Below are 25453 nucleotides of genomic sequence, written 5' to 3' on the forward strand. Positions count from 1 at the left end.
TAAGGTGTGAATGAAGGATTTTTGGTCGCCAGTAAAAAAGAAAGCAGCAAAACACAAAATCAAGCTGGGTGTATTGGGCATCCTCTTGGTTTTGTGGTTGTTCTGCCTGCCCAAAAATCTGTTCGGAGACCCTACCTCCACCGTAGTAAACGCTTCTGACGGCAGCTTGATTGGTGCTCGGATTGCCGATGACGGGCAGTGGCGGTTTCCCCAATTGGATTCCGTCCCCAACCGATTTGAGCAATGTATTTTGATGTTTGAGGATGAGTATTTTTACAAGCATCCCGGTTTCAACCCCATTTCCATCATCAAGGCCATTGGACATAATCTCACCAAAGAAACCCGAAGGGGTGGCAGTACCCTCACCCAACAGGTTATTCGCCTCAGTAGAAAAAACCAAAGTCGCACCTATTGGGAGAAATGTATTGAGATTTTCATGGCCACCCGACTGGAATTGCGCTACTCCAAAGAAAAGATTCTAAACCTTTACGCTTCCCATACGCCGTATGGTGGGAACGTGGTGGGATTGGAAACCGCCGCTTGGCGGTATTTTGGGATTCCGGCTCATGAACTCAGTTGGGGACAATCGGCAGCGCTTGCCGTATTGCCAAACGCACCCGCCTTGATTTTCCCTGGACGAAATGAACAAGAATTCCTCGAAAAGCGAAACCGACTATTGGAAAAGTTGCGGGAAAAAGGCATCATCGACCAAACGACATACGAGCTGGCGGTGGCCGAACCACTCCCTCAAAAACCTTTCCCGTTGCCTGATGTCGCTCCGCACCTCACCGAACGTATTCGGATTGAACATCCGGGCGAGCGGATAACCACTTCCATTCAAAGGCCATTGCAGCAACAACTCAATTTGTTGGCGGAACGGCATTATCAGCAGTTGAAAAGTAATGAAATCCACAACATGGCTATCTTGGTTTTGGATGTGGAATCCCGAAAAGTGCTTGGTTATGTGGGAAATTCCCCTTCGGGGAAAGCGCATGGGAATTATGTGGATATCATTACCAAGAATCGGAGTACAGGGAGCACGTTAAAGCCCTTTTTATTTGCCTCCTTGTTGGATGAAGGTGAGGTATTGCCCCATAGTTTGGTGGAGGATGTCCCCACTGTCATTAACGGTTATAATCCGCAAAATTTTGATAGAAAACATGTGGGTGCTGTACCTGTGAGTCGGGCACTCTCCCGCTCACTGAATGTTCCTGCGGTTCGATTGCTTCGTGAATATGGACTCCAAAAATTCTACAACAAGCTCCACAAAATGCAGTTGAAATCCTTGGATAGACCATCTTCTTATTACGGTCTCTCCTTGATTCTTGGCGGGGCGGAAAGTTCCCTTTGGGAAGTCACCCAGACCTATGCCGGAATGGCATCGACCTTGAACCATTTTGTGAGCAATAGTAGCACGTATTTTCCAAATGAATTTGTCGAACCCACCTATTTGGTACATGAATCCATTGGGTTTGGTTCGCAACAGTTTGACCCTCCTATTTTGGGAGCCGGAGCTATTTACAGCACGTTTCAATCCATGTATGAGGTCAATCGCCCCGAAGGAGATGAGAATTGGCACTTTTTTGATTCTTCCCAGCCCATTGCGTGGAAAACAGGTACCAGTTTTGGGTTCAAAGATGCTTGGGCCGTTGGGGTCACTCCAAAATATGCCATTGGCGTCTGGGCCGGAAATGCGGATGGTGAAGGAAGACCTGGGCTAACGGGAATCACTGCAGCGGCACCTCTCCTTTTTGATGTGTTGGATGCCTTGCCCCAAAGTGGTTGGTTCCAAGAACCTTTTGATGATTTGGTGGAAGTGGAGGTTTGTGCCGAAAGTGGGAATCGGGCTTCTGTGTATTGCGATACAACCAAAAAAGAATTCGTCCCCACACATGGCACCCGAAGTGGGCCTTGCCCCTATCATCAGCAATTGTTTTTGGATGCTTCGGAGCAGTTTCGGGTGAATTCTGATTGCTATCCACTGGAGAATATGGTGGCTAAAAACTGGTTTGTGCTGCCTCCGGTTTTGGAATACTATTATGCTTCCTCCAATCCTAATTACAAACCCTTACCACCGTATTTACAAGGATGTTCCTCGTTGGACAACCAGCGGATGGAATTCATCTATCCAAAGAAAAATGAAGCGGTGCTTCTTCCCAAGGATTTAGGTACTACCATTTCAGATGTGATTCTAAAACTGGCCCACCAACAATCTGATGCTACTGTCTATTGGTATTTGGATGAAACCTATGTGGGTAAAACCGAGAATTTTCATGAACTTCTTTTAGACATTCAACCCGGGGAATACACTTTGACGGTAGTGGACAGTGAAGGAAACCGTATGCAACAACAAATAGAAGTTCGACGGGCCTCTGAAAATTAACTGCTACTTCTTCCGCATAAAAATAGTAATGGGCACCCCGGTAAAATCAAAATGTTCCCGGAGTTTGTTCTCCAAAAAGCGCTTGTAGGGGTCACGAACATATTGCGGCAAATTGCAGAAAAAAGCAAACTGCGGATAGGGTGTCGGTAGTTGTGTACAAAACTTGATTTTCACATATTTTCCCTTGTAGGCCGGAGGTGGGGTATGCTCAATAATGGGAAGCATGATATCGTTCAGTTTTCGGGTTACGATTTTCTTTGAACGGTTTTTATAGACCTCCACTGCGGTTTCAATGGCCTTGAAAATACGTTGTTTGTTCAACACCGAAATAAAAAGAATGGGAACATCCTCAAAAGGCGAAATGGCCTCTTTGATCTTAGCGGTGTACTCCTTTACGGAATTGGTTTCCTTCTCCACCAAATCCCATTTATTGACCAGAATCACAATACCTTTATTGTTACGCTGGGCGAGCCAAAAAATGTTTTCCACTTGTCCGTCAAAACCACGGGTGGCATCCAACATCAAAATACAGACATCGCAATGCTCAATCGCCCTCACGGAACGCATTACGGAGTAAAATTCCAAATCTTCCTTCACCTTGGATTTCCGTCGGATACCTGCGGTATCCACCAAGTTGAACTCAAACCCAAACTGATTGTACTTGGTATCGATACTATCCCGCGTCGTACCTGCAATATCGGTCACAATGTATCTATCTTTCCCAATCAAGGCATTGATAAAGGACGATTTTCCAGCGTTGGGTCGCCCCACCACCGCAAAACGTGGGAGTTCACTCTCTTCTTCTGGCTTTTCAGGAAGTACTTTGACCAAATCATCCAACAAATCTCCCGTTCCACTTCCGTTAATGCTGGACAGGGTATAGTATTCCCCCAATCCCAAGGCATAAAACTCAACGGCATCCGCCATTCTTTGGGCATTGTCCACTTTATTGATGGCCAAGAAAACGGGTTTATCCACTTTTCGCAAAAGCTTGGCCACATCTTCATCCATTCCGGTGACTCCAGATTCCACATCCACCATAAAGATGATGGCATCGGCCTCATCTATGGCGAGCTCTACCTGCTTATCGATTTCCTTTTCAAAAACATCATCGCTCCCCAAAACATAGCCTCCAGTATCGATCAAGGAAAATTCCTTGCCGTTCCAGTCGCTTTTTCCATAGTGACGATCACGGGTAACACCGCTCACGGCATCCACGATGGCCTCACGGCGCTGAATCAATCGATTAAAAAATGTAGACTTTCCTACATTGGGTCTCCCCACAATGGCCACAATAGCTCCCATCTGCCTTAATTTTTGGCAAAAGTACCATTTATTATGAAGAAAAAATGATACCTTTTTTCATCTATTTCAATATGTTATGAGCGATTTCACCAACGAAATTGTATTACGGCCCCGATTTCAGGTCGCCTTAAAAACCGATATTGACCAAATAAAGGCTGCTTTTGACCAATCGGATGAAGAATCTTTTGTGGTCAAACGGTTGGATGAGCATATCTATATTAAGTTTAGGAACTCAGAAATTACATTTTGGTCGCCCCAGCTGCATTTGGAACTTACTTCGTTTGAAGAGGGAATCAGTGAAATCCATGGGGTTTTTGGTCCCAATCCAACGCTCTGGACGTTTTTTATGTTTCTGCATTTCGGCGTGGGCACCCTTTTTATCATCTTGGGTATTTTTGCCTACTCCAATCATTCGTTGGGAAAGGATGTCACCTTTTGGATGGTGGGCATGCTCTTTTTAGTAGTGATTTGGTTCGCGCTCTATGCTTTTGGTCGCATGGGAAGAGCCAAAGGGAAACCTCAAACAGAACAGTTAAAAACGTTTATCCGACAAAAAATTTCAGGGTTTCAGCGGAAATAGCAGGCTAACCGTTGTAGCCAAATCGACGAAGTTGTTGGGAATTGCTGCGCCAGTTTTTGTTGACTTTCACGTAGAGTTCGATGTGTACTTGTTTGTCAAAGAATTTTTCCAAATCCTTGCGTGCTTCAACCCCTACCCTTTTTAAAGCACTTCCTTTATGGCCGATGATGATTCCCTTTTGGGTATCGCGCTCCACCATGATCACTGACCGAATTCGGATAATGTCGTCATCTTCCAGAAATTCTTCGGTCTCCACCTCAACGGAATATGGAATTTCCTTTTTGTAGTGCAGTAAGATTTTCTCGCGGATGGTCTCATTTACAAAAAAACGCTCGGGTTTATCTGTCAACTGGTCTTTGGGATAGTAGGGAGGTGCTTCGGGCAATAATTCCAAAATACGATTGAACACCTCTTTTACACTAAAGTTCTCGAGTGCTGAAATGGGATGGATTTCGGCGTTGGGCAACAATGATTGCCAATGCTCCATTTGTGTTTCCAATGTTTCTTGGTCCGAAGTATCAATCTTATTCAATAGTAATAAAACCGGAATCTTACTATTCTGAATTTTTTTGAAAAACGCTTCGTCCTTGAGAGCCTTTTCTCCTATTTCCACCATGTAGAGCAGCACATCTGCATCCTCAAAAGCAGATTTCACAAAATCCATCATGGAGGTTTGAAGCTCATAGGCGGGTTTTATGATTCCAGGTGTATCGGAAAGAATTACCTGAAAATCATCCCCGTTGACAATTCCCAAAATGCGGTGACGGGTGGTCTGCGCCTTGGAGGTGATAATGGACAGTTTTTCGCCCACAAAAGCGTTCATCAAGGTAGATTTACCCACGTTGGGATTTCCAATAATATTTACAAAACCTGCTTTATGTGCCACCTTGTTTCAATTTTTGAAGGTATTTTTTTGAAGCTTCATTCACTTTGGGTGAAAGATACAGCACTGCAATCATGTTGGGAATAACCATAAGCGCGTACGAAAGGTCAATCAGATTCTTTACCAATTGCAGCGAAGCCACGGCTGCAAAAATAATCATGATTACGAAGAAAACATTGTACCATTTGCCAATTTTTGGGGTGGTCAAGAAAGAAAGACTCTTTACCCCATAATACGAATACGTAAATAGGGTGGAGAGTGCAAAAGCGGTAACAATGACCATCAACAGGGTATCGCCAAAGCCAAACAAGGTCTTCTCGAAAGCGGACATGGTCATGGTGATACCACTACCGTCCTCAAGATAGGCCCCGCTCAAAATAATGACCACTGCGGTAAATGTACAGACCATTATGGTATCGATAAAAGGTCCCAACATGGCCACCAATCCTTCCTTGGTGGGTTCATCATTTCTGGATTGACCGTGGTACATCGGTGCACTGCCCAGACCCGCTTCGTTGGAAAACATGGCCCTTCGTACCCCAATGATGACCAAGCCCCAAAATCCACCGGTAACAATAGTGTTAAAATTCCACGCTTCCACTAATATCATTTTTAGGGCAGGAAGCACTTCGGATGCGTTGTTGACCATCACAAATAAAACCGCGATGAGATAAACCCCTACCATAAACGGCACAATTGCGGATGCCACCTTCGCTATTTTTGAAAGTCCACCGAAAATCACAACAGAGGTAACGATGGCCAAAAAGAAACCGATGCCCAATTTCCAGTTATATTCGCTGGTTACAAACAAGGTTTCGTGCGGTTCCACAACACCCATAAAAGCTTCGGTGAATTGATTGGCGGTAAAGACACCCAAAAACCCAAAAAGTCCACAAATACTAAAAAATATGGCCATAGGTTTGGCCCATTTTCCCATTCCTTGGGTGATGTAAAACATGGGGCCTCCTTGAAGTTTACCATCTGAGTCCGTTGTGCGAAACATTATAGCCAAACTCCCGGAATAAAATTTTATCCCCATTCCCAATAGTGCTGTCATCCAAATCCAAAATACCACCCCTGGTCCCCCATCATGGATGGCAATGGCCACCCCAGAAATATTTCCCAATCCCACCGTTGCAGCAACCGCTGCGGAAAGGGCCTGGAAAGAACTTACATCACCTTTAGCATTCTTGTCGTCATATTTACCCGAAACCACGGCAATGGCATGGCCAAAATACCGAAAGGGCACAAATTTGGAGTAAAATGCAAGAAAAAGTCCCCCGCCAATGAGCAATATGAACATGGGCCACTCGGTGTAGGGTAGCATGGAGGATATGAATTCGTTAATGGCTTCCATAGGGTCAAAAAGCCGAATTTATGGATTTTAGGCTGGATTGGAACAACTGATTTTAGGAATATTGAATTTAGTTTGGAAATGACCCGAAAAGAGTTGTATATTTGCCGTCCACATCGCGGGATAGAGCAGTAGGTAGCTCGTCGGGCTCATAACCCGAAGGTCACTGGTTCGAGTCCAGTTCCCGCTACAAGGGCCCAAAGGCTAAGAATCAACGGATTGTGTACCAGCAATCCGTTTTTTTATGCCCAATGTTTCGCTATTTTTACAGACAGTACACGGTACCGTACACGTTTTTGACATGAAACGCGTCCTGACGATTCTGTTACTAATGAACCATTCCTATGGTTTTGAATCCGATTTTTTCCCCATGGCAAAAGAGGAGAAGATTGAAAAGCCCTTTGAGCCCGAACGGGTCAAGCTTAGGATCAATAGGCCCCCGATCCTATCTGACGGGGATGCCCTTGACTATCTGCTCAAAAATGTTTTTGGTTCCAAGGGAAACCAAAATAATCCAAAAGGGTTTTCATCACACAACCTGGACGTACTCTATCGTTTATTTAAACTTTGGTCTCAATTGTTGTGATGATGCCTTTCTTTATGTTGTCTCAATAAGTCTTTACCATAATCATTGCCGTTTGGGGTTCTTACCACCGTATGAATGTGGTTTCTTGATGGCTTCCCATCATCGGCATTGGGTACACCAACGACTCTTTGATGATCAAATTCAATCAATACCACCGGACTATGGATTCGATAGTAAAAAACGGCATTCTCAGAGATGTCTCCGACCCAAGAAAACCATGTGCCATCAATATGTTCCAGCACTTCCCTCATTTTTACCTTATCATGGCCCTCTCGAATATTACTGATGTACAAATAAATTAAGTCTATAAGTTTTTGCCTTTGTTCATCTGAAAACTTTGAGACTGGAATACCTTCATAATTGAGGGTTAAATTATCTTTATTGGCTTCAGCCAAATTGTTGTTGCCAGTTTTGAACTTTGTAATAGTGGCTTCTTTCTGGTGTTCTGGCTCTAAGGACTGCATCAGTGCCAATCCCATATTCTGTTCATCCTGAAAAATGGTATTTCCTTTGTACTTACCTGAAGTGGTAATTATGGGTTCACCACCCATAAATACAGGTGACATTACAACTTGGTCTCCTAATATAAAGTAGTTGATAACTAAATGGTGTCCATCCAATTGCCATCCCCAAGGCTCAGTACTTGAAGGTTTTCCCATTATGGTCAAGAAATATAATTCTTCATCAAAATCCAATGAACCATTATTGAGCTCTTTAAGTGTCTGGTCGGTCTTCATTATGTCCTTACTCAGTTGTAGCCCCTTTGCGCTTAAAGATTCCTGTATTAAACTTAAAGCATTTTTTTTCTGATTGTCCGTTAATTCCTTTAGGCTTACTCCTTGCCTGTCATAAATCCCATTGTCCACGTTGCACCATTTCCTCCATTCCTCATCATCAATAGTAAATGTGGTACGTTCTACTTGTGAAGCGGACAGGTTTTTTAAAAATATCTCAGCGGCTTGTTGAATCGGTAAAGTCGAAATCCCAGTGGGACGAATTTGAAATAATTTGGTCGAATCGCCTTTTTCGGTAAAAATACCAGAATACTGTTCTTTCAAGGCCTCTGCTTCCATTTTGGCGAAACGTTCTTTTACAGGATTTTCTTCCTCAAGACGTTCTGTGGTATTGTCATTTTCGTTTAAAATCCCTTTTTGCTTGCAACTGGACACAGTCAACAGTAGAAGTATTAAGAGTAAGTTTTTCATCATTTTTTACTTACTATGAATAAGTTATATCCACGTAAAATACAACTAAATATCGCCTATTCACAATAAAATTGATGCATTTGAAAATCTATTACGGCAATTGTTTAAACGGACTATTTTCCTTGACTTACCAAAACATCGATTGACCAAATAAGTCTTCTGCCATTTTTTGAATAGTCCAATGTTCAAGCCCAAAAAATTCATCATAAGATCCTTTAGTAAAATTTTTTTAACTTATTGGTATTCAATGATTATTGGATTCAACACCCGAAATGGTCTGCAGGGATAACATCTTCTTGCCCCAAGATATCCAATCGATTGAATCAAAAGGGCCTTTTATGAATAGGTCCTTACCTCAACAAAATATTATTTTATGGACTTGTATAAACTTCATGCCTCCAACCCCCATATTTTTCAGCAGTTTTCCGTTAAGGATATTCTCTTTTTGTATTACAAGTGTCCTCAAAAGGAAAAAATTCTTCAGCTGTACTCCTCATACAACCAGTTCGTATTTTCATTGAAGGGAGGCAAGATATTCCATCAGGGTGATAGGAGGTACAAAGTGGACAAGGATTCCAGCTATCTTTTTAGAAGGGCCGGTTTCCTTCAAGAAATGAGTGATGATACCCAAGGCTGGGAGCTACTGGCATTTTATCTAAAGGACGATTATCTCAAAAAGATATTCGATGATTTTAGAAGGCATTTACCCTTGAACGAACTGCCTGTCACTCCAAAAGAAATGATGGTCCGGATAAGTATCAATGACCGCATACGTGAATGTTACCTGAGCATCATACCCTATTTTAACCAAAGAGAGTCACTTCCAGAAGAAATAATTGAAATCAAACTAAAGGAATTGTTGTATAACATTTTTGTAAATCCTGAAAATCGAAATATCCTTTCCTATATCAATAGTCTGGCAGATGGTTACCAAACCCCCGTTTGGCAGGTAATGGAGTCCAATTACATGTACAATCTAAAATTATCGGAATATGCGCATCTTGCCAACAGGAGTTTGTCTGCCTTTAAACGGGACTTCATGGAATATTATGGTGTCACCCCGGGCAGATGGCTTGCATCGAAAAGATTGAAACGTGCCAAAACATTGATAGAAACCACACAAAAGACCATAGGTGAAATTGCCTTCGAAAATGGTTTTAGCAACCTTTCCCACTTCTGTAGGGTATTCAAGGATAAATATGGAATCACACCCACTGAATGCCGTAATTGATTGAAGCATGGTACTTTGCATCAACCGTACAGCAAAAGGATTGAACGTTTTAGAAAAACCATGGATGTGCGTAACATCTAAATTTGAGGACAATCAAATAAAAACCTCTAAACGTTTAATCATGAAAATTACATTATTAGTCTTTTCCTTAATCCTTTTCTGTATGTCCACTTCCTTTGCCCAAATGGGTCATAATGAAGATGGAAGTGGGTCGGTCTTGGTCGATAACGAGAAAGTTGAGGTGGTCGAGTATGTGGGCGAACCCAATAAGGATGTATGTGGTATAGGCAACCACCATCATGACGCCCACCTAACCGTGGCATTAACGGATGCAAAGGTTTTGATCACTCCCGAAGAGGGCGAACAAACTTCAGCTGAAATTCCAGCGGGAGCTGCCATTTGGTTCAAAGAAGGTACCCATTCAGCCACAAATGACGGGGACAAACCCACTAAATTTTTACTGGTCTATTTAAAGAATCAATAGGTTAGGTCCCTTGTTGATTTTGCATCCAAAGCGGTCAACAAATGTATCCTACTTAATGGTACCGCTGTTCCCTAAGGGCCAATAATAGGTATCCTTGAATAAACGGTATCATCAAGGCCTTTTTGAGCAAATCACTGGATTCCATTCGGTCTGTGCATTGGTTTTCCAATTGCTAACATCGACCGAAACTGGTTGGTTGAATCCGATAAACCAATCTAAATAGTTGATAATGTGCAATATAAGTTGTAATTTATAAGGACTTGACTTTTCCCTGTTATACCTATTGGCAATGTAGGGACAAAGTCATAGATGTAGAATCAAAAGTTTATGTAATGGAAAAACTACTGACTTTATGTTCAATTTTTTTGCTGGGTTTGAACCTTTATCCGCAAGATAAACCAAAGGAACAGCTGCCGATTATAGATATGCACATGCACACGGGCCTTCCCCATGAAATGCCCGTTGGGACTATGTCGTTATGCCGACCTGCTCCTTGTATGGGAGATAGCAAATCGGTAAATCCCTCGGAACTAAAAGAACAGACACTCAGGGCCATGGAACGCCATAATATCGTCAAGGCCTTTCTCAGCGGTGTTGACCTATCCGCAGTGCTACAATGGTCAAATGATGCACCGGGACGTTTCATTGCTTCACCGTTCATTATGGAACCCACAGAAGCAAATTTCAAAGAATTGGAGCAAAGATATATGGATAGGAAGTTTAAGGGCATGGGGGAAATCGGGACCCAATTGAATGGCATACCTCCAAATGACTCACGTCTGGAACCTTATTTTCAGCTTGCGGAGGAATTGGACCTTCCCGTGCTCATCCACACCTTGGGGATTGGTCCATATATGCCCAATTTCAGGACCGCCGCTGGCAGCCCCTTACTTCTGGAAGAAGTGCTTCTGAAGCATCCAAAGCTTCGTCTTTTTGTCGAAAATGCCGGGTTTCCCTTTAAAGATGACATGATTGCGATGATGTATCAATACCCCCAACTCTATGCGGATTTATCCACAATAACCTGGGTGATACCTCGCAGCGCATTTTATGATTACCTTGAAACACTTATAAATGCCGGTCTGGGGAAACGATTGATGTTCGGTTCTGACCAAATGGTATGGCCTGACAAGATAGGGGAAGCGGTGGAAGCGATCAAGAATGCTCCTTTTTTGACCCAAGAACAAAAGAGGGATATTTTATATAACAATGCTGCACGTTTTCTTCGGCTTAAGGATTCTTAAGGAGGATAGGTATTGATGTTGAGCCTCCACGCCAATTAAGCAAAAAACATTAAAAATTTAGATTGTTTATTGGAACTTTTGAAGATGCCAATTATTCATTTAATTTAATCAATCTGAGACTCAATCGATTTAATTATATCAGCTATTTTGGATCTCAGGGGCAAATAAAAAGACCGCTTTAAATGTTCTGATGCCACAATGAATAAATAGAGTTGGCTTTCAAATTCTTCATTTTCAAGGAATTTAAAGTCATTGTCTTTAAAACGACTTGGTTTGGCATCCAGTAAGGGGTCGTTGATGATATTGAGGTGCCTTCTGAAATTCCCCTCCTTTAAAAAGAATTCATGCCCCAAATCCCTTCTTTCCACTACATAGTCTTCTTGCCTTTTGACACTTTCCAATGTAGATTGCCAATCTGATAAGGCTTTGCGCAATTTTGCATCCGACAATACAGAGAGTTTACCTGAATTGATGATTTCCATCACTGTGCCTTGTGAGGGCGTAAATCTGGGTTCAATTTTAAAGATGCCCACCATTAATTCAGAGAGTTCCTTTTCATTGAAATCTGGGAGTGAAGGCCCGGTATATCTGCCTAAACTAACACTGCTTTTTATATTGGAATCATTGAACTTTATAACCTGGTCCAAGTTGACCAAATTGGTTTCGAATTCTATTAGCAATGCCTTGAGAAGCTGTTGTTCAAGCAGATTGTTCTTACGGTTTTCGTTCCAATTATTAATCTGAAGGGCTATCAAAATCCCGATAACAACAAGAATTATCTCTCCTATAGCATATTTCAAATACTTTCCCGTTTTGCCTTCTGAAAGCAAGTTTTGACGGATTTTTCGAAAGAACTTGAGCATTGGAGGTTGGTTTCTCTAAAGATATGGTTTTTATACAATTAGGTTAACACTTTGAACAGTTATGTTGATGTGATTTGCAATCTTTTATTTGAATTTTATGACAATAATTGCAACTACCAAAATGACAACAAAAATTGCCGCCGCGATATAACTGGCTTCAGTATCACTTCGGAAAAACTCTGCTATTAATTCCAGTAAATGTTCCAACATCGTTTATTTTAACTGGTTCATCAATCCTTTTTAGTTAAATAACTCTTCCAATTTTGCATCGAGTCTTTCTCCTCGAATATTACGTTCTATTATGATACCGTTTTGGTCTATCAAGAAATTGTCTGGGATAAAACTTATCCCATAAATCAAACAAGCGGAATTATCCCTACCCTTTAAATCGCTGACCTGTGTCCATGGCAATTGGTCATCTTCAATGGCCTTTAACCAACTTTTACGTTTTGTGTCCTGCGATACGGCAAAAATCTCAAATCCTTTGGGCTTATATTTTTCATAGGTTTTGACCAAATTTGGATTTTCCTGTCTGCAGGGGAGACAACCGGAAGCCCAAAACTCCAATAAGACCAATTTGCCATCAAAATCGGATAACTTTCTTTGTTTACCTTCTGGGTCCTCCATTTCAAAGTCGACATAACTTTCCCCGACACTGGGATTCTTGTTCAGCTCAATATAGCTCGCAATACTTTTTCCATAATCCGTATTCTTGTTTTCTTGGGAAAAACCATTAAATAGTTCTTGGGACTTTTCCTTTCCCCAGGTCGATGAATATACCGAGAGCACATACGCACTATGAATACTATTGGGATGGTCCTTTACAAACTGCTGCTCCATTTTTGTTCTTTCATCTCTGGAAAGTGACTCGCTTTCACGACTAAGTCCTTGGCTTAAAATTTCTTCGGATGAGCCCGTTACATCAGCTGACATAAAATCACCCTGGGTTGCATCAAAGGTCATAGAGTTATCTTCCAACCATAAAAATCTGTAGTTTGTAAAATCCTTTGTTCTTAAAATGACCTGCAAGGGTGATTCTGAAAGTTTTGTTTTAAAATTGAAACTATCGTTATCCACAATTGCAGAATCTATAACTGTCTCAGACTTGGTATCCTCAAGATAAAGAACCGTGCCGTTTTCAACACCCTGTGTTTTTCCAGCCATCGAGAACTCCTCCTTTGCTTTTGGGCCACAGGAGAAGACCAATGTGACTATGATTGCGAATACAAGATTTTGTGAGAAGAGAGTTTTCATGGCGCCAATTTGCTTAAGGACTTTAAATTAAGAATTTTCTTGCTATTCAAAGAAAGTAACACCTGAGAGCACAAAGCCATTTGGAATTCATCCACTAGGTAAAATTATAGGAGATCATCCAATATTGATATGATATTGCTCCTTTGAAGTTCCACGTAAAATAGTACCATACAGAATAGGTATCTTTAAAACTTATGGAGAATCTCATTCAAATTGATGCGGCTTTTATTGAGCAAAACACCCATTTCCCTGATTTGATCAACGCTTTGGAAGTCGCTTTTGCACAGAAAGCAGCTTTGGTTCCAATGCGCCATCACCACGATTTCCCGAACCCTCCCGTTGGCAAAGAATCCACTTTATTGTTGATGCCCGCATGGAATCCAGGAAAAGAGGCAGGGGTTAAGATAGCAACGGTTAGTCCTGCAAATGGACAGTTCAATTTGCCAGCAATTCAGGGAATATATATTTATTTGGATGCGTTAAAGGGCAGTATCAATGCGCTGTTGGAAGCCAAAAGTTTGACTGTGAAACGAACCGCCGCGGCCTCCGCACTTGCATCCAAGTTTTTAAGTCGGGCCAATTCCAAAACCATGCTCATGATTGGCACTGGTGCCTTGTCCCCAAATTTAATCCGGGCCCATGCCAGCATTCGGCCCATTGAACAAGTTTATGTCTGGGGTAGGGATTTTAAGAAGGCAGAGCGCATTTGTTCCATTTTAAAAGATGAGAAATTCTCCATTACACCAATTAAGCAGATTGAAGACAAAATTGGCCAAGTCGATGTGATTTCTTCAGCTACGCTATCCAGCACTTCGCTTGTATTGGGTAAATATCTAAAACCTGGACAACATTTGGACCTGGTCGGAGCCTATAGAACGGATATGCGCGAGGCGGATGATGAGGCAATTTTGAAATCGGAAGTGTTTGTAGATACGTTTGAAGGGGGCCTTAAAGAAGGTGGTGATATCGTTATTCCCCTGAAAAATGGGGTAATTCAGAAAGCAGATGTAAAGTCCGATTTGTTTGAAATGACTGCTAAAAAACACATCGGTAGGGAAAATGATGATCAAATCACATTTTTTAAATCCGTGGGTCACGCGCTCGAAGATTTAACCGCCGCCACCTATTATTACAATTTATTCAAGAATAAGGGACAATAATAAGGCCTACCAATTAGGTACAAAGAGATTCTTTTCTCTTTTTGCGTTTCTCTGCTTTTTGAGCGTATAAAATAGCGATTCCAATACAAGCACCAGTAAAAGCCAAAATGGCCCCAACCACACTTGCATAGGTTACTGGAAGTCCAACAATCATGGGCAGACCTCCCAAATAAGCCCCTGATGCATTTGCCATGTTAAAGGCACTTTGATTCATGGAGGAACCTAACTTTTCAGCTCCTTTTGCGGCTTTGATAATCGATATTTGAATTGGGGCAGCCAAGGAAAAAGTAATAACACCAACAATAAAACTCACTATAAAAACAGCAATGTTATTACTGGCTAAAAGTGAATTCACCAAAAGAATGGTAGTCATGCTCAATAAACTAATGACAATGGATTTTTGAGCTGAAAACAGTTCCACCATCCGAGCTCCTAAAAAATTTCCGAAGAACATTCCCAATCCTGCAACAATCATAACGTAACCTACATAGGCTTCGGGTAATTGGGTAACATTAATGACCAACGGTGCTATGTAGCTGTACCACGCGAAGAAACCTCCTGTTCCAATGGTGGTCAAGGCAATTAAAGCCCATAGTTTTTTACTTCGTATTCCAGAAGGAGCTTCACCCCCTTCATTGGTTTCGGAATCTGATTCTTCCAGCGACTGTTTTGGCATCCAATAGTAAAGACTGGCCAAGGTGGCAATCCCTGCAATTCCCACCAAAATAAAAGAAAAACTCCAGTGCCACTCTTGTCCAATATAGGTTCCAAGAGGTACGCCGACTACGTTGGCCACCGTAAGTCCAGAAAACATGATGGCCATGGCTTGGGCAGCCTTTCCGGGTTTGGCCAAATAGCCAGATACCACGGCCCCTATACCAAAAAATGCACCATGGGGCATTCCTGATAAAAATCGGAACAGCAGCATGACCCAATAGTTGCCAGAAAATGCGGAAAGTGTGTTGAAAACCGTGAACCATATCATCAAAAACAACAAGGATTTTTTGGGCGATAGTTTTCCGGTCAGCTTGGCCATAAAAGGGGCTCCTATCACTACACCGAGGGCGTAGATTGCGATAAAATGTCCAGCTTTAGGTATGGAAATGCCCATAGAATCCGCAATATTGGGTAAGATTCCCATGATCACGAATTCGGTTAGACCAATCCCAAAACCTCCAACGGCAAGGGACAATAAGGCTTTTGTATTTGTTGAATTTGAAGTTTGACTCAAGTGTGCGTCTTTAATTTCTAAAATTATTATGGGACAAAGGTACGTGGTAATGCGTGATGTGGTTGCAAGTATTTTTACATAATTCTATTTGTATTTATCCATCGTTGGATATCCAAACAAATCATTGCACCAAAACACTTGTTCCTAGGATTTGATAAAAAGAAGAAGTGGTTGCCACCCCTGACAACCACTTAATATAATATAGGGAATAATCATCCACCCCATCCCCTATTCAACTGCTCACATGATAAAAACAGTACTGTTCATCTCGGCAGGCGTTATTAAAGTGGCCTCCGTCCCGAAATAATATTATATAAAACAGCAATAATTGCGATGACTAAAAGTATATGTATTAGGCTGCTTGTTCCAATTCCGGCTACAATGCCAAAAAATCCCAAAACCCATACAATAATGCAAATCACTGCTATAAGCCAAAGTATTCCTCTCATAATTTCTAGGTTTTTCAATTATATAGGATAAAAGTACATTACCTAAATCCAGCAGATTGATTGGATACATGTAATTATTAACTCAAAAAGGCAAGGTTGCTCAGCCTTGCCTTTTTAGTTTTTTATGCAAATTCAAAGATTAATAGTCAAACCGCTTTCTTCGCAACAAGACTTTAGCGTAGTTCCGCGCCATCTTTTCATCATAATCTTGATAGGAACGTTGCGCCCATTCCAAAGCAAGGTCCGTGTTCCCCAATACCTCATGGGCCACGGCGATGTTGTAAGCGGCCCTTCCAGCTGATTTGCTGGATGGATTATTGGCAATCTCAGTCCAGATATCGATTGCCTCTTTCCAATTGGCCACCTCGGTTCTTCTCCAGCCCGCATCAAAAAGGCGTTTATCTCGACCTTTACCTTTCTTGTACATATCACGTCTTACCCGATAAAAACTTGGGAAGAATCGACTGGAGTATTGAAGTCCGGCATCATAGGCCGTTTCGGGCAGTGCCGTAAAAGGAAGCGTTCCATTCATCAAATCATAATCCATAAGATGGGTTTGCTGAAACTGGTCAATAATCGTTTTGCTTGCTGGATCGTAAAGTCTCCAATAACTTCTGACATTGACTCGGGCCCGTCTTGGAATTCGTCCACTGGCCTTTCCCGTTTGAAGCACGGAAGACACCTGCTCCATTGCAGTATTGAATACAAAGTCCGAATTGGAATCGAAAGTTTCCAGCACTAAAAGGACATCGGCTTCGGATTCATCACAGATGACATTTACGGTGTCCCAGTCCAAAATTTCAGGGGTAAGTCTAGTACCTGTACCATACAATCTGGTTTCGGACGGAATCACCACTCTGTAATGACCCCTGTTCTGTATCCCATCAAAAATCCCTTTAATGGCTTCATCTGATGCCAATTTATCCGAACCGGCAATTTCACCCGTGGCTATGGATTCCAACGTTTTATTGGATGCATCTTCTTCCTTGGTCAATGAACGGTTGACCACGGCAATGTCATCAATATCTTCAGGTAAAATCAATTGGGGATCTTGGGGATAGTCCAAATAAACATATCCAGAACTGGCGCATGAAGCCATTCCAATGCAAAGCAACAAATATGCGAAGTGTAGAGGTTTTTTCATAATAGTAAGAATTTGAGAATGAGTGTAAAACAACAAACATGCCAAAAAACATGTTTTCCCATCTCCCATACTCTTGAACGTTTATGAAAGCCTTTTATTTTTAAGGGGTTACGTGAGATTTAAAACAGTGCGTCTCTTTCGCCCAATTATGGATTCTTAAATTGCAACCGAGCAAAAACAGGTAAGTGATCCGACGGATACCTACACTCTTTTGAATCGCTTAAAATAGCACTCTTTTGGACCTCAATGGTGTTTGGGGAAACAAAGATGTAGTCGATTCTCCCCTTCACTGGTTTATTGAATTCAAATCCGTTGAAAGTTCCATCAGGGCCAAAAGCATTTTTTCCTGCAGCGATATGGGCATCTTCCATTTCGGTTAGGATAACCTGCACTCCAGGACTGTCGCTTTCCAGGTTAAAATCGCCCGTTACCACAACCGGAAGCCCGTCCGTGTTCCATTCCTTTATTTTTTGAAGAATCAATTTGGAGCTTTCTTCCCTGGCCTTTACCCCAACATGGTCAAAATGGGTGTTAAAGACCATAAATTTGTTGCCGTCTTGCCTATTTTCAAAAATTCCATAGGTACAAATACGGGGTAAAGCTGCATCCCATCCTTTGGATGGAACCTCTGGCGTTTCGGACAGCCAAAATGTATTCTGTTCCAAAACATTGAACTTTTCTGTATTGTAGAAAATAGCCGTAAACTCACCACGGTCATCACCATGGTCACGTCCAATTCCAAAATAGGTATAATTGGCCAAGCCCTCATCAATAGCTTTTAACTGATGCACGAGCCCTTCTTGGGTCCCAAAAACATCTGGAGTATAAAAATTGAGCTGTCCAATGAGAAAATCTTTCCGACTGTCCCAGTCATTAGGTTTGTCATTGGGATTATCATAGCGAATGTTATACGAAATTACATCAATGGTTTGCCCATGAGCAACCAACATTGCACCTATAAGGCATAAAATCAGCGTGATTTTTTTCATTGTTTGGTATTGGTATTTCTATTTTTTCCAATGGTTGAAGGACCACAAAATCGTTTGATAAAAGGCCTGCAAGCTATTCAAATTTTGGCGCGGCAACGTTATCATATCTTTATTTTCCTGATGGATTGCCGCATTTTCAATTAAAAGTCAAAATAGCCAACATTTCCCAAATAAATTGTATTTTTCCAGCTGTAAAATACCTAAACGCCCTTAGGTATTTTATTCCAGAGCAACGATATAAAGGGCTATGCGAATAAGAATTTATAATTCTTACAAACAATGTATGCACGTTACTCTGAGACCTATTTTTCTTTATTTACAATTTTTACCCTTCTATTCTTAGCCGGATGTACTTCCGAAAAAACCGAAAATCCACATAACACTTGGACCCATTACGGTGGCTCTCCCGGTCAATCCAGATATTTTGAAGCTTCCCAAATCACCAAAGAAAATGTTGGCGAGTTGGAAGTTGCCTGGGTCTATCCCACAGGAGAGGATTTTAACTTCTTCAGCCCTATTGTAGCTGATTCCACGATGTATGTGCTTGGAAAAAACAGTTCCCTGATTGCCTTAAATGCCAGAACTGGCGAGGAAATCTGGATTCATGCCAATCTTAAGGGAATCACCCGAAGAGGAATTAATTATTGGGAAAGTGAGGATAAAAAAGACAAACGGTTGATCTTCACCTTAAACAGTTCCCTTCAGGCCATAGATGCCACGACCGGAAAATCCATTATGGATTTTGGAACCGACGGTTATGTAGATCTGAGGGCAGATTTAGGTCGAGACCCATCAACCATCGTGCGGATTCAGTCCATGATGCCCGGCGTACTTTACGAAGATCTGCTCATTTTAGGGTCCTCCACTGGGGAAACCTATTTTTCCCCTCCTGGACATATCAGGGCGTACAATGTGGTGACCGGAGCGTTGGAATGGACTTTTCATACCATTCCACAACCTGGGGAATTTGGATATGATACGTGGCCCAAAGATGCCTATAAATATGTTGGGGGCACCAATGCATGGAGTGAAATATCGGTGGATGCGGAGCGAGGTATCGCCTTTTTACCCCTTGGTTCGCCTACCTACGATTATTATGGTGCCGACCGATTGGGGAGCAATCTTTTTGCAAACTCATTGGTTGCCTTGGATGCACGGACCGGAGAACGTCTTTGGCATTTTCAAACCATTCATCACGATCTATGGGATTATGATCTTGCCAGTGCGCCTCAATTGATCACAGTGCAACGGGATGGCAAGTCCATTGACGCCGTATCCATCGCTACGAAACATGGCTTTGTGTTTGTATTTGATCGCGTAACCGGGGAACCCGTCTTCCCCATCGAAGAAAAACCGTTCCCACCAAGCAACATGCCGGGTGAACAAGCATGGCCAACGCAACCCATATCATCGCTACCCGATTTTACCAGACATGAGGTTAATTTGGAGAATCTTAATCCTTACTTTCCGGATAGCATCAAACAAGCTTGGGTAAAACGACTGGATTCCACAAAGTCGCAACTGTATCTACCTCCATCCGACCAATATGAGATAGTAGCGATGCCAGGGGCACTTGGCGGGGTTAATTTTGGAAATACCGCCAGTAACCCTTCCAAAGGAATCATGTACATCATGACCCAAGAGTATGCTTCAACCTACCGATTGAACAAGGTTGAACCCCCTAAAGAGGATTTGTCCCAAAATGATGTGGAGCGCGTTAAAAATCTATACAGTTCTACATGCATTGCTTGCCACGGACAAAATATGGAGGGCGGTGCCGGACCGTCGTTATTGAATATTGGACACCACATGCCTTATGATGATTTTAAAGAAATCGTTACCAACGGTCGTGGGCAAATGCCCGGTCTGGTCCATGTAGATGAAGAATCCCTGAAAGCGCTGTTCAAGTTTTTAGGTGGTGAGCCGGTCAGTAATCCATTCAGAAGAGGAAATACAGAAGAAACCATACCCGAAGGGCCTGTAGTGGCTTCGGGTGGAGCTCCTATAAAACCCGATGCACAACGAGGGGCTCCCATGAGAACTTATCCCGAAGGGACAGAACACCCCGATGTGCAGTACACCACAGATTATGGATTGGATTGGCCTGCACTGATTGACCCACCTTGGTCGTCCGTCATTGCATATGACCTCAATGAGGGTACCATTAAATGGCGTAGACCGGTTGGAATTGATTCCCTTTATGCCAAAGGCGACCCGAGCAAAGGTGCTCCACAAGGAACCCAGCGAAAAGGGTTGGTCGTAACTTCAACTGGATTGGTCTTTGCAACCGCCAAAGGCGCCAAATTATATGCTTTTGACCAAGAAACCGGAGAAACACTTTGGGAGACCACCATGAACCACGAATCCAATGCGCAACCTAGTATGTATACCTTAAATGGCAAACAATACTTAGTGGTGAATGCAAATTCCAATTTTTTCCGTGGCACCTACGATCAATCGAAAAAGCCTGGCGCTTTGCCAAGAGGGTATGTCGTTTATGCTTTACCAGAAAAATAGCCCAGGATTCAACCAAAAACAATCAAGCAACAATACATCTTTAATAGTAAACCAAAATAGTTCAACATCATGAGAGCACTAATTGCCATCATTTTAATCATAGTCACAGGCGGTCTTTCGGCACAATCGATACAGGGCCGTATCATCCACAACGATCCAGCAACCTATAGAGACTTGACTTCGGTACATGCCGGGGCGGGGAGTATGGGTTTCACCCAACTTATTGGTCGAGATGACCTTTCCTCCAATTTTCTATATCTACATACTGGTACGATAGCTGGAAAATCAGGAATTGGCCATCATTTTCACCACGATATTGAAGAAATGTATGTGCTTCTTTCTGGGGAAGCAGAATTTACCATCAATGGAAGAACCTCAACCATCAAAGCTCCTGCCCTTGTTCCATGCAAAATGGGTGATTCACATGCCATTTATAATGATACGGACCAACCTGTACAATGGCTCAATTTTGCGGTAAGTACAGTCAAAGGACGTGGCGGTGCTTTTGATTTGGGCGATGACCGAGTGGGAGCCACCCAAGATCCAATACCTGCTTTTGTTTCAGGGAAATTGGATAAAGCATTGCTAAAAACAGAACGAACGCCTTACACTGGAAAAGGGGTATCCTATAGAAGAATACTAGGGCCTGACGTTTTCTCCACAAATTGGAACGCTGTGGACCATTTGACCATCCCCACGGGCACCAAAACCGACCCTTTGCAGCTTGAAGGTAAGGAAGCCGTTTATTATGTCATCAATGGCTCCGGAACGGTAACCGCAGATGGCAAATCAGGTTCATTTGGAAAGGACGATGCTTTCTTTGGAAGGGTTGGTGAGCACATCACCCTAAACAACACCGGTACAGAAACAGTGGAATTGCTGATCATAGAAATCTCCACTTCAAAGAAATGGGACATTAAAAAGCCTTTAAAAGAACCTAAGGCCATGGTTTTGGAAATGGACTTTGTGGTCGACAAGAAAAATGCCCAAGCCTTTGAAGAAATGTACTATTCCATTTATGTTCCTGCCATGATTGTTCAAGATGGGTATTTAAGCTCAAAATTGCTACGCCTGTACTCCGTAGATCAAGCTAAAGAGATTGAAGCGGAACCCACCACCTTCAATTATCAAATCCTTATCTCATTTGAGACAGAGGAAAAACGACGTAAATGGGTAGCGAGTGACCAGCATCAAATTGCGTGGCCCGCTGCAACCGCCTTGGCCAAGGAGTTCAAGTGGCGCGGCTATCATGTCATGGGTGATGATGACCAATAACCGCGCTTTAAAATTAAGGTATAGGATATGCCCAATATGGGTAGCTTATAAATAGTTCACAAAGCCTTGCATATTGGTACGTATTTGATATACTTTATCATAACTCACCATGTAAAGGGTCTTCATATCCTCACCACCAAAACAAAGGCTGACAGGAAAACTGGGCAGGTTAATCATCCCTAGGTAATTTCCTTCGGAATTAAAGATTTGCACTCCGTAGTACGTGGCCACATAAATATTACCCATGGTATCGATGGCCATTCCGTCTGCGCTTGATGATTTCCCTTTGCGTTCCAAAACGGGTGCGGTAAGGAACAATTGGGCAAATTTGCGTCCATTGGCAATGGTACCATCCTCATTTACATCGTAGGCCCAGATAAAATTCTCCTTTTCGCTATTCACAGGATACCACTCCTCGTCATCATAACAATTGTTGATATAAAGCGTTTTTCCATCAGGGGATAACAAGATGCCATTGGGCATGGCAAATTCATTGGGTTCCACCAATCGTTTTACCTCCCCTTTTGGAGTGATGTAATACACCGCTCTTCCCGGCTGAAACTTCTCGGCTTCCATGGTAAATTGTGGGTCCGTGAAATAAATTCCACCCTTGGCATCGGTGATAATGTCATTAGGGCCATCAATGGGCTTCCCATCATACGAATCCGCAATAACACGAACCACTTTACCTTCTGTGGTCATTTCCACTACACGATGCCCCATCATATCGCAAACCACCAAATTTCCATTTTTGTAGGGGTACAATCCATTGGCCTGCATCTTGCCTTCGGTAATATTGCGATAGGAACCATCGGGGTCCAACTCCACAATGGAGCTTTGTGCGGGGTCACCATTCCAATTTTGGTCAAAATACATATTGGAAAAATATACTTTGCCGTTCAACCATTTTGGACCCTCACTGAAAGTAAGGTGCGGTTCTGTCTTGGAGCCATCCACCAACAATTCGGGCTTGGCATCTTCTGGAATGATTTTGTGATACGCCTCCAAGGAAGCCTTGTTCTTTTCCAAATAATCGGTACGTGCCGGCCAGAAAATATCCAAAACATCAGAGCCAAGCTGCCCTACCGAAGCACTGTGCACCATATTGCCCGGTACTAGAAGGGCATCCATGACATCCATCGCAACAGGGGTGTCCATAGCTTTTTCCGACAGGTTTCCGCGTAGCACATAAGTAATTTGTTCCTGTGGATGAATATGGGCAGGAGAACCTCCAAGAGGGTCCATACTTACAAAACTGAGTTGCATGTTCCTTCCGGAAATGATACGGGCATGTGCTCCTTCCCCAATTTTTGTGAATTGGATATCATAAAAATCATACACCTGCCCGGTTGAGATATTGGGCGGATACATTTCATTTAAATCCTCCATGGCTGAAGGTAAATTTTCAACACCTACTTTTTCAAGGTAATCCAAGCGATAGGGACTATACACCTCCATGATTTTGGCTCCATCCGCCCCAGCTTTAATTGCATTTGAGGTTCCTTTTTCCAGATACACAAAATCTGTTCTAGCCGTACCGCTATGAGTACCATCTGGGTCTTCCCTCTTTCTTGAAATCATGGTAACGAACTCCCCGTTGACCAGTTGCTCAATGGATCCATCCAACACAAAAAGAAAACGGTCTGCAGGCAATTCTTCCTCTTCTACAACCGCATTGGCCTCAAGGTCCAAAACACTTGTCAGGGTTCCTTCCGACCAAAAAATCTTGCCACTGACACCAGGTTGAATTTCAATCAGGTCTAGACTGTTAAGGTTGACCGCTTCTCCAACTTTAAGATTGGGAGCAATGCCATTTTCTGGTAAATCTGTTAAAGTTTTGACTTCCAACTGATGTTGCGAAATCAATTCCTGATTTTTTTCGAACCACTCAGGGGTATTCGAATTTTTGCACGCTGAAAGTAATGTCAGCGCAGTCACGGGCACCAACAAAGCATGCAAATTCTTTGCAAATAAGCTTTTCATTGTATTCTGATTTTGATTTTGATTTTAACTATGCTTGTGAAATTAAGCATTTTATCAGAACTCTGAAGCACCTATTCCAACTCTCGGATTTTTGATTTTGGAAACGGTTTAACTTAAAAAACACCTTGTCGGATGAGCGTATGGTTCAGATTGATGTAAAGGCCTATTTTTAGTGGGTTTAGCCTGAACTTTATCGAATTTTAGCACACTTTGTCGCCTGAGGTTTAGTTTATTATCCAATACATATACTATATTATCCTCAAAATTGCACGTATGGAAAAATGTTAGTACTTTTTTACAAAGTAATTGCAAAAATCCTCCAGACATGAAAATTCTACCCTTCAAAATTCCAAAACCAGAACAAGAAGCCCTGGTCTATCAGGAAGATTCTGGCATCCTTTTTTACGACAAACTTCATCAGCATGAAGAAATTCAGATAAGCTATATTGTTTCTGGCGAAGGATCCATTGTGGTAGGTGACACCATAAGTGATTTTAAAGCCAACGATATTCTTGTTATCGGAGAAAATGTCCCTCATGTCTTTAGAAGTGACTCCCAGAATTCCACCAAATCCGTGATGTATACCTTATTCTTTACCAAGGAATCTTTTGGGAAGGAATTTTTTGCACTTTCTGATATGACAAGACTGCAGAAATTCTTTGAAGAATCTGGATATGGTATGAAAATATTGTCCGAGAACGAACGACTTACCCATCTTTTTGAGAATTTAAAAAATCAAAGTCGTATTCAACGTATTGCTACTCTTTTGAATATGTTGGACATCATGATTTCTTCGGACAAACAACCACTGTCCACCTTCGTATATCGTAAAAAATATACTGAGGATGAAGGTAACCGCATGAACAATGTCATCGATTATGCCTTGAGTAATTTCCACGAGCCGTTTTCTTTGGAAGAGGTAGCCGAGAAGGCCAACATGAGCAAGAATGCCTTTTGTCGTTATTTTAAAAAGAGAACCAACAAGACCTTTTTCCAATTTTTGATTGAAATTAGGATTGAGCATGCATGCCGTTTGCTATTTAAAGACAACGACCTGCCCATTTCAGAAGTTTCCGAACAGTGCGGTTTCTTGAACATTGCCAATTTTAATCGAAAATTCAAGGAGCTCAAAGGTGTTACCCCTACCCAATACCGAAAGTTTACGATAGAAAAATGGAGGGATAAATATTCCAAGTCTGCCTAGGAACAAATCCATTTTTTCCAAAAATTCTCCCTGACGCACCAGCGGAGCCGATATTTTTATATTGTTACACCACAACTTTTCGGACAATATTTGCTCAATAGAAGCCATAAAAAAAGTACCTACATTGCT

Annotated in this window: 21 protein-coding genes and 1 tRNA gene; 11 read left to right on the forward strand and 11 right to left on the reverse strand. The window is 42.2% G+C overall.

Features of this window, described 5'->3' with window-relative positions:
- Positions 1-10 precede the first annotated feature (10 nt).
- Positions 11-2383 carry a penicillin-binding protein 1C gene (pbpC, locus tag ACFSJE_RS07640; protein WP_379830396.1) on the forward strand — a complete coding sequence of 791 codons (2373 nt, stop codon included), beginning with the start codon at positions 11-13 and terminating at the stop codon, positions 2381-2383.
- 3 nt (positions 2384-2386) lie between these two features.
- On the opposite strand, the gene der is transcribed toward pbpC, so the two are convergent.
- A complete protein-coding gene (der, locus tag ACFSJE_RS07645; RefSeq protein WP_379830397.1) occupies positions 2387-3688 on the reverse strand; it encodes a ribosome biogenesis GTPase Der in 1302 nt (433 codons plus the stop codon).
- Between the two features lie 76 nt (positions 3689-3764).
- On the opposite strand from der, the gene ACFSJE_RS07650 reads away from it, so the two are divergent.
- Entirely contained in the window at positions 3765-4268 is a 504-nt protein-coding gene (locus ACFSJE_RS07650; protein ID WP_379830398.1) for a GTP-binding protein, read from the forward strand.
- 4 nt (positions 4269-4272) lie between these two features.
- Here ACFSJE_RS07650 and era read toward each other — a convergent pair whose 3' ends face one another.
- Both era and ACFSJE_RS07660 read right to left on the reverse strand, forming a co-directional pair.
- Positions 4273-5154 carry a GTPase Era gene (gene era, locus ACFSJE_RS07655; protein ID WP_379830399.1) on the reverse strand — a complete coding sequence of 294 codons (882 nt, stop codon included), beginning with the start codon at positions 5152-5154 and terminating at the stop codon, positions 4273-4275.
- On the reverse strand, positions 5144-6508 hold the full coding sequence (locus tag ACFSJE_RS07660) for an alanine/glycine:cation symporter family protein (protein WP_379830400.1): 1365 nt from the start codon (positions 6506-6508) through the stop codon (positions 5144-5146). Before ACFSJE_RS07660 ends, era begins: the two co-directional genes overlap by 11 nt.
- Positions 6509-6622: 114 nt before the next feature.
- Here ACFSJE_RS07660 and ACFSJE_RS07665 point away from each other — a divergent pair.
- Together ACFSJE_RS07665 and ACFSJE_RS07670 are read left to right on the forward strand one after the other, a co-directional pair.
- Positions 6623-6695 (forward strand) — tRNA-Met (locus ACFSJE_RS07665).
- A 54-nt stretch (positions 6696-6749) separates the two neighbouring features.
- The gene (locus ACFSJE_RS07670) at positions 6750-7091 is read left to right on the forward strand and encodes a hypothetical protein (RefSeq protein WP_379830401.1); all 342 of its coding nucleotides are present in this window, start codon (positions 6750-6752) and stop codon (positions 7089-7091) included.
- Here ACFSJE_RS07670 and ACFSJE_RS07675 read toward each other — a convergent pair.
- Positions 7079-8299: a DUF3500 domain-containing protein gene (locus ACFSJE_RS07675; RefSeq protein WP_379830402.1), complete on the reverse strand. Its 1221-nt coding sequence runs from the start codon at positions 8297-8299 to the stop codon at positions 7079-7081. The genes ACFSJE_RS07670 and ACFSJE_RS07675 overlap by 13 nt on opposite strands.
- A gap of 370 nt (positions 8300-8669) precedes the next feature.
- Here ACFSJE_RS07675 and ACFSJE_RS07680 point away from each other — a divergent pair, with 370 nt between their 5' ends.
- From ACFSJE_RS07680 to ACFSJE_RS07690, 3 genes are all read left to right on the forward strand, one after another.
- Positions 8670-9527, forward strand: coding sequence for a helix-turn-helix domain-containing protein (locus tag ACFSJE_RS07680; protein ID WP_379830403.1), 858 nt, complete (start codon positions 8670-8672; stop codon positions 9525-9527).
- Positions 9528-9648: 121 nt separating this feature from the next.
- Entirely contained in the window at positions 9649-10011 is a 363-nt protein-coding gene (locus tag ACFSJE_RS07685) for a cupin domain-containing protein (RefSeq protein ID WP_379830404.1), read from the forward strand.
- A 332-nt stretch (positions 10012-10343) separates the two neighbouring features.
- Complete coding sequence (locus ACFSJE_RS07690; RefSeq protein WP_379830405.1) at positions 10344-11255, forward strand: amidohydrolase family protein; 912 nt, start codon at positions 10344-10346, stop codon at positions 11253-11255.
- 104 nt (positions 11256-11359) lie between these two features.
- Here the strand turns inward: ACFSJE_RS07690 and ACFSJE_RS07695 are convergent, their stop codons facing one another.
- Complete coding sequence (locus ACFSJE_RS07695) at positions 11360-12118, reverse strand: DUF6090 family protein (protein ID WP_379830406.1); 759 nt, start codon at positions 12116-12118, stop codon at positions 11360-11362.
- A gap of 240 nt (positions 12119-12358) precedes the next feature.
- A complete protein-coding gene (locus ACFSJE_RS07700) occupies positions 12359-13372 on the reverse strand; it encodes a redoxin domain-containing protein (RefSeq protein ID WP_379830407.1) in 1014 nt (337 codons plus the stop codon).
- A 194-nt stretch (positions 13373-13566) separates the two neighbouring features.
- Between ACFSJE_RS07700 and lhpI the strand changes: the two genes are divergently transcribed.
- Positions 13567-14532: a bifunctional Delta(1)-pyrroline-2-carboxylate/Delta(1)-piperideine-2-carboxylate reductase gene (gene lhpI, locus ACFSJE_RS07705; protein WP_379830408.1), complete on the forward strand. Its 966-nt coding sequence runs from the start codon at positions 13567-13569 to the stop codon at positions 14530-14532.
- 13 nt (positions 14533-14545) lie between these two features.
- Here lhpI and ACFSJE_RS07710 read toward each other — a convergent pair whose 3' ends face one another.
- The 4 genes from ACFSJE_RS07710 to ACFSJE_RS07725 form a co-directional block, all read right to left on the reverse strand.
- Positions 14546-15763, reverse strand: a complete 1218-nt coding sequence (locus ACFSJE_RS07710; protein WP_379830409.1) for an MFS transporter — start codon at positions 15761-15763, stop codon at positions 14546-14548.
- A 281-nt stretch (positions 15764-16044) separates the two neighbouring features.
- Complete coding sequence (locus ACFSJE_RS07715) at positions 16045-16212, reverse strand: lmo0937 family membrane protein (protein WP_379830410.1); 168 nt, start codon at positions 16210-16212, stop codon at positions 16045-16047.
- A 139-nt stretch (positions 16213-16351) separates the two neighbouring features.
- Positions 16352-17356: a DUF6340 family protein gene (locus ACFSJE_RS07720; protein ID WP_379830411.1), complete on the reverse strand. Its 1005-nt coding sequence runs from the start codon at positions 17354-17356 to the stop codon at positions 16352-16354.
- 146 nt (positions 17357-17502) lie between these two features.
- Positions 17503-18345: an endonuclease/exonuclease/phosphatase family protein gene (locus ACFSJE_RS07725; RefSeq protein WP_379830412.1), complete on the reverse strand. Its 843-nt coding sequence runs from the start codon at positions 18343-18345 to the stop codon at positions 17503-17505.
- A gap of 279 nt (positions 18346-18624) precedes the next feature.
- Between ACFSJE_RS07725 and ACFSJE_RS07730 the strand changes: the two genes are divergently transcribed.
- Together ACFSJE_RS07730 and ACFSJE_RS07735 are read left to right on the forward strand one after the other, a co-directional pair.
- Positions 18625-20862, forward strand: coding sequence for an outer membrane protein assembly factor BamB family protein (locus ACFSJE_RS07730; protein ID WP_379830413.1), 2238 nt, complete (start codon positions 18625-18627; stop codon positions 20860-20862).
- Between the two features lie 69 nt (positions 20863-20931).
- Positions 20932-22137: a cupin domain-containing protein gene (locus ACFSJE_RS07735; protein ID WP_379830414.1), complete on the forward strand. Its 1206-nt coding sequence runs from the start codon at positions 20932-20934 to the stop codon at positions 22135-22137.
- 45 nt (positions 22138-22182) lie between these two features.
- On the opposite strand, the gene ACFSJE_RS07740 is transcribed toward ACFSJE_RS07735, so the two are convergent.
- Positions 22183-24120, reverse strand: a complete 1938-nt coding sequence (locus ACFSJE_RS07740) for an SMP-30/gluconolactonase/LRE family protein (RefSeq protein WP_379830415.1) — start codon at positions 24118-24120, stop codon at positions 22183-22185.
- 325 nt (positions 24121-24445) lie between these two features.
- Here ACFSJE_RS07740 and ACFSJE_RS07745 point away from each other — a divergent pair, with 325 nt between their 5' ends.
- Positions 24446-25324 carry an AraC family transcriptional regulator gene (locus tag ACFSJE_RS07745; RefSeq protein ID WP_379830416.1) on the forward strand — a complete coding sequence of 293 codons (879 nt, stop codon included), beginning with the start codon at positions 24446-24448 and terminating at the stop codon, positions 25322-25324.
- Positions 25325-25453 lie beyond the last annotated feature (129 nt).

Source organism: Flagellimonas iocasae (assembly GCF_042682725.1).
Classification (GTDB): Bacteria; Bacteroidota; Bacteroidia; order Flavobacteriales; family Flavobacteriaceae; genus Flagellimonas; species Flagellimonas iocasae.

Excerpts from the sequence above, each read along its gene's own strand:
- ACFSJE_RS07685 (WP_379830404.1), top strand. The coding sequence starts at position 9,649 with ATGAAAATTACATTATTAGTCTTTTCCTTAATCCTTTTCTGTATGTCC.
- lhpI (WP_379830408.1), top strand. The coding sequence starts at position 13,567 with ATGGAGAATCTCATTCAAATTGATGCGGCTTTTATTGAGCAAAACACC.
- ACFSJE_RS07695 (WP_379830406.1), bottom strand. The coding sequence starts at position 12,118 with ATGCTCAAGTTCTTTCGAAAAATCCGTCAAAACTTGCTTTCAGAAGGC.
- ACFSJE_RS07730 (WP_379830413.1), top strand. The coding sequence starts at position 18,625 with ATGTATGCACGTTACTCTGAGACCTATTTTTCTTTATTTACAATTTTT.
- ACFSJE_RS07725 (WP_379830412.1), bottom strand. The coding sequence starts at position 18,345 with ATGAAAAAAATCACGCTGATTTTATGCCTTATAGGTGCAATGTTGGTT.
- der (WP_379830397.1), bottom strand. The coding sequence starts at position 3,688 with ATGGGAGCTATTGTGGCCATTGTGGGGAGACCCAATGTAGGAAAGTCT.
- pbpC (WP_379830396.1), top strand. The coding sequence starts at position 11 with ATGAAGGATTTTTGGTCGCCAGTAAAAAAGAAAGCAGCAAAACACAAA.
- ACFSJE_RS07680 (WP_379830403.1), top strand. The coding sequence starts at position 8,670 with ATGGACTTGTATAAACTTCATGCCTCCAACCCCCATATTTTTCAGCAG.
- ACFSJE_RS07700 (WP_379830407.1), bottom strand. The coding sequence starts at position 13,372 with ATGAAAACTCTCTTCTCACAAAATCTTGTATTCGCAATCATAGTCACA.
- ACFSJE_RS07660 (WP_379830400.1), bottom strand. The coding sequence starts at position 6,508 with ATGGAAGCCATTAACGAATTCATATCCTCCATGCTACCCTACACCGAG.
- ACFSJE_RS07745 (WP_379830416.1), top strand. The coding sequence starts at position 24,446 with ATGAAAATTCTACCCTTCAAAATTCCAAAACCAGAACAAGAAGCCCTG.
- ACFSJE_RS07670 (WP_379830401.1), top strand. The coding sequence starts at position 6,750 with ATGCCCAATGTTTCGCTATTTTTACAGACAGTACACGGTACCGTACAC.
- ACFSJE_RS07690 (WP_379830405.1), top strand. The coding sequence starts at position 10,344 with ATGGAAAAACTACTGACTTTATGTTCAATTTTTTTGCTGGGTTTGAAC.
- ACFSJE_RS07740 (WP_379830415.1), bottom strand. The coding sequence starts at position 24,120 with ATGAAAAGCTTATTTGCAAAGAATTTGCATGCTTTGTTGGTGCCCGTG.
- ACFSJE_RS07650 (WP_379830398.1), top strand. The coding sequence starts at position 3,765 with ATGAGCGATTTCACCAACGAAATTGTATTACGGCCCCGATTTCAGGTC.
- ACFSJE_RS07675 (WP_379830402.1), bottom strand. The coding sequence starts at position 8,299 with ATGATGAAAAACTTACTCTTAATACTTCTACTGTTGACTGTGTCCAGT.
- ACFSJE_RS07735 (WP_379830414.1), top strand. The coding sequence starts at position 20,932 with ATGAGAGCACTAATTGCCATCATTTTAATCATAGTCACAGGCGGTCTT.
- ACFSJE_RS07715 (WP_379830410.1), bottom strand. The coding sequence starts at position 16,212 with ATGAGAGGAATACTTTGGCTTATAGCAGTGATTTGCATTATTGTATGG.
- ACFSJE_RS07720 (WP_379830411.1), bottom strand. The coding sequence starts at position 17,356 with ATGAAAAAACCTCTACACTTCGCATATTTGTTGCTTTGCATTGGAATG.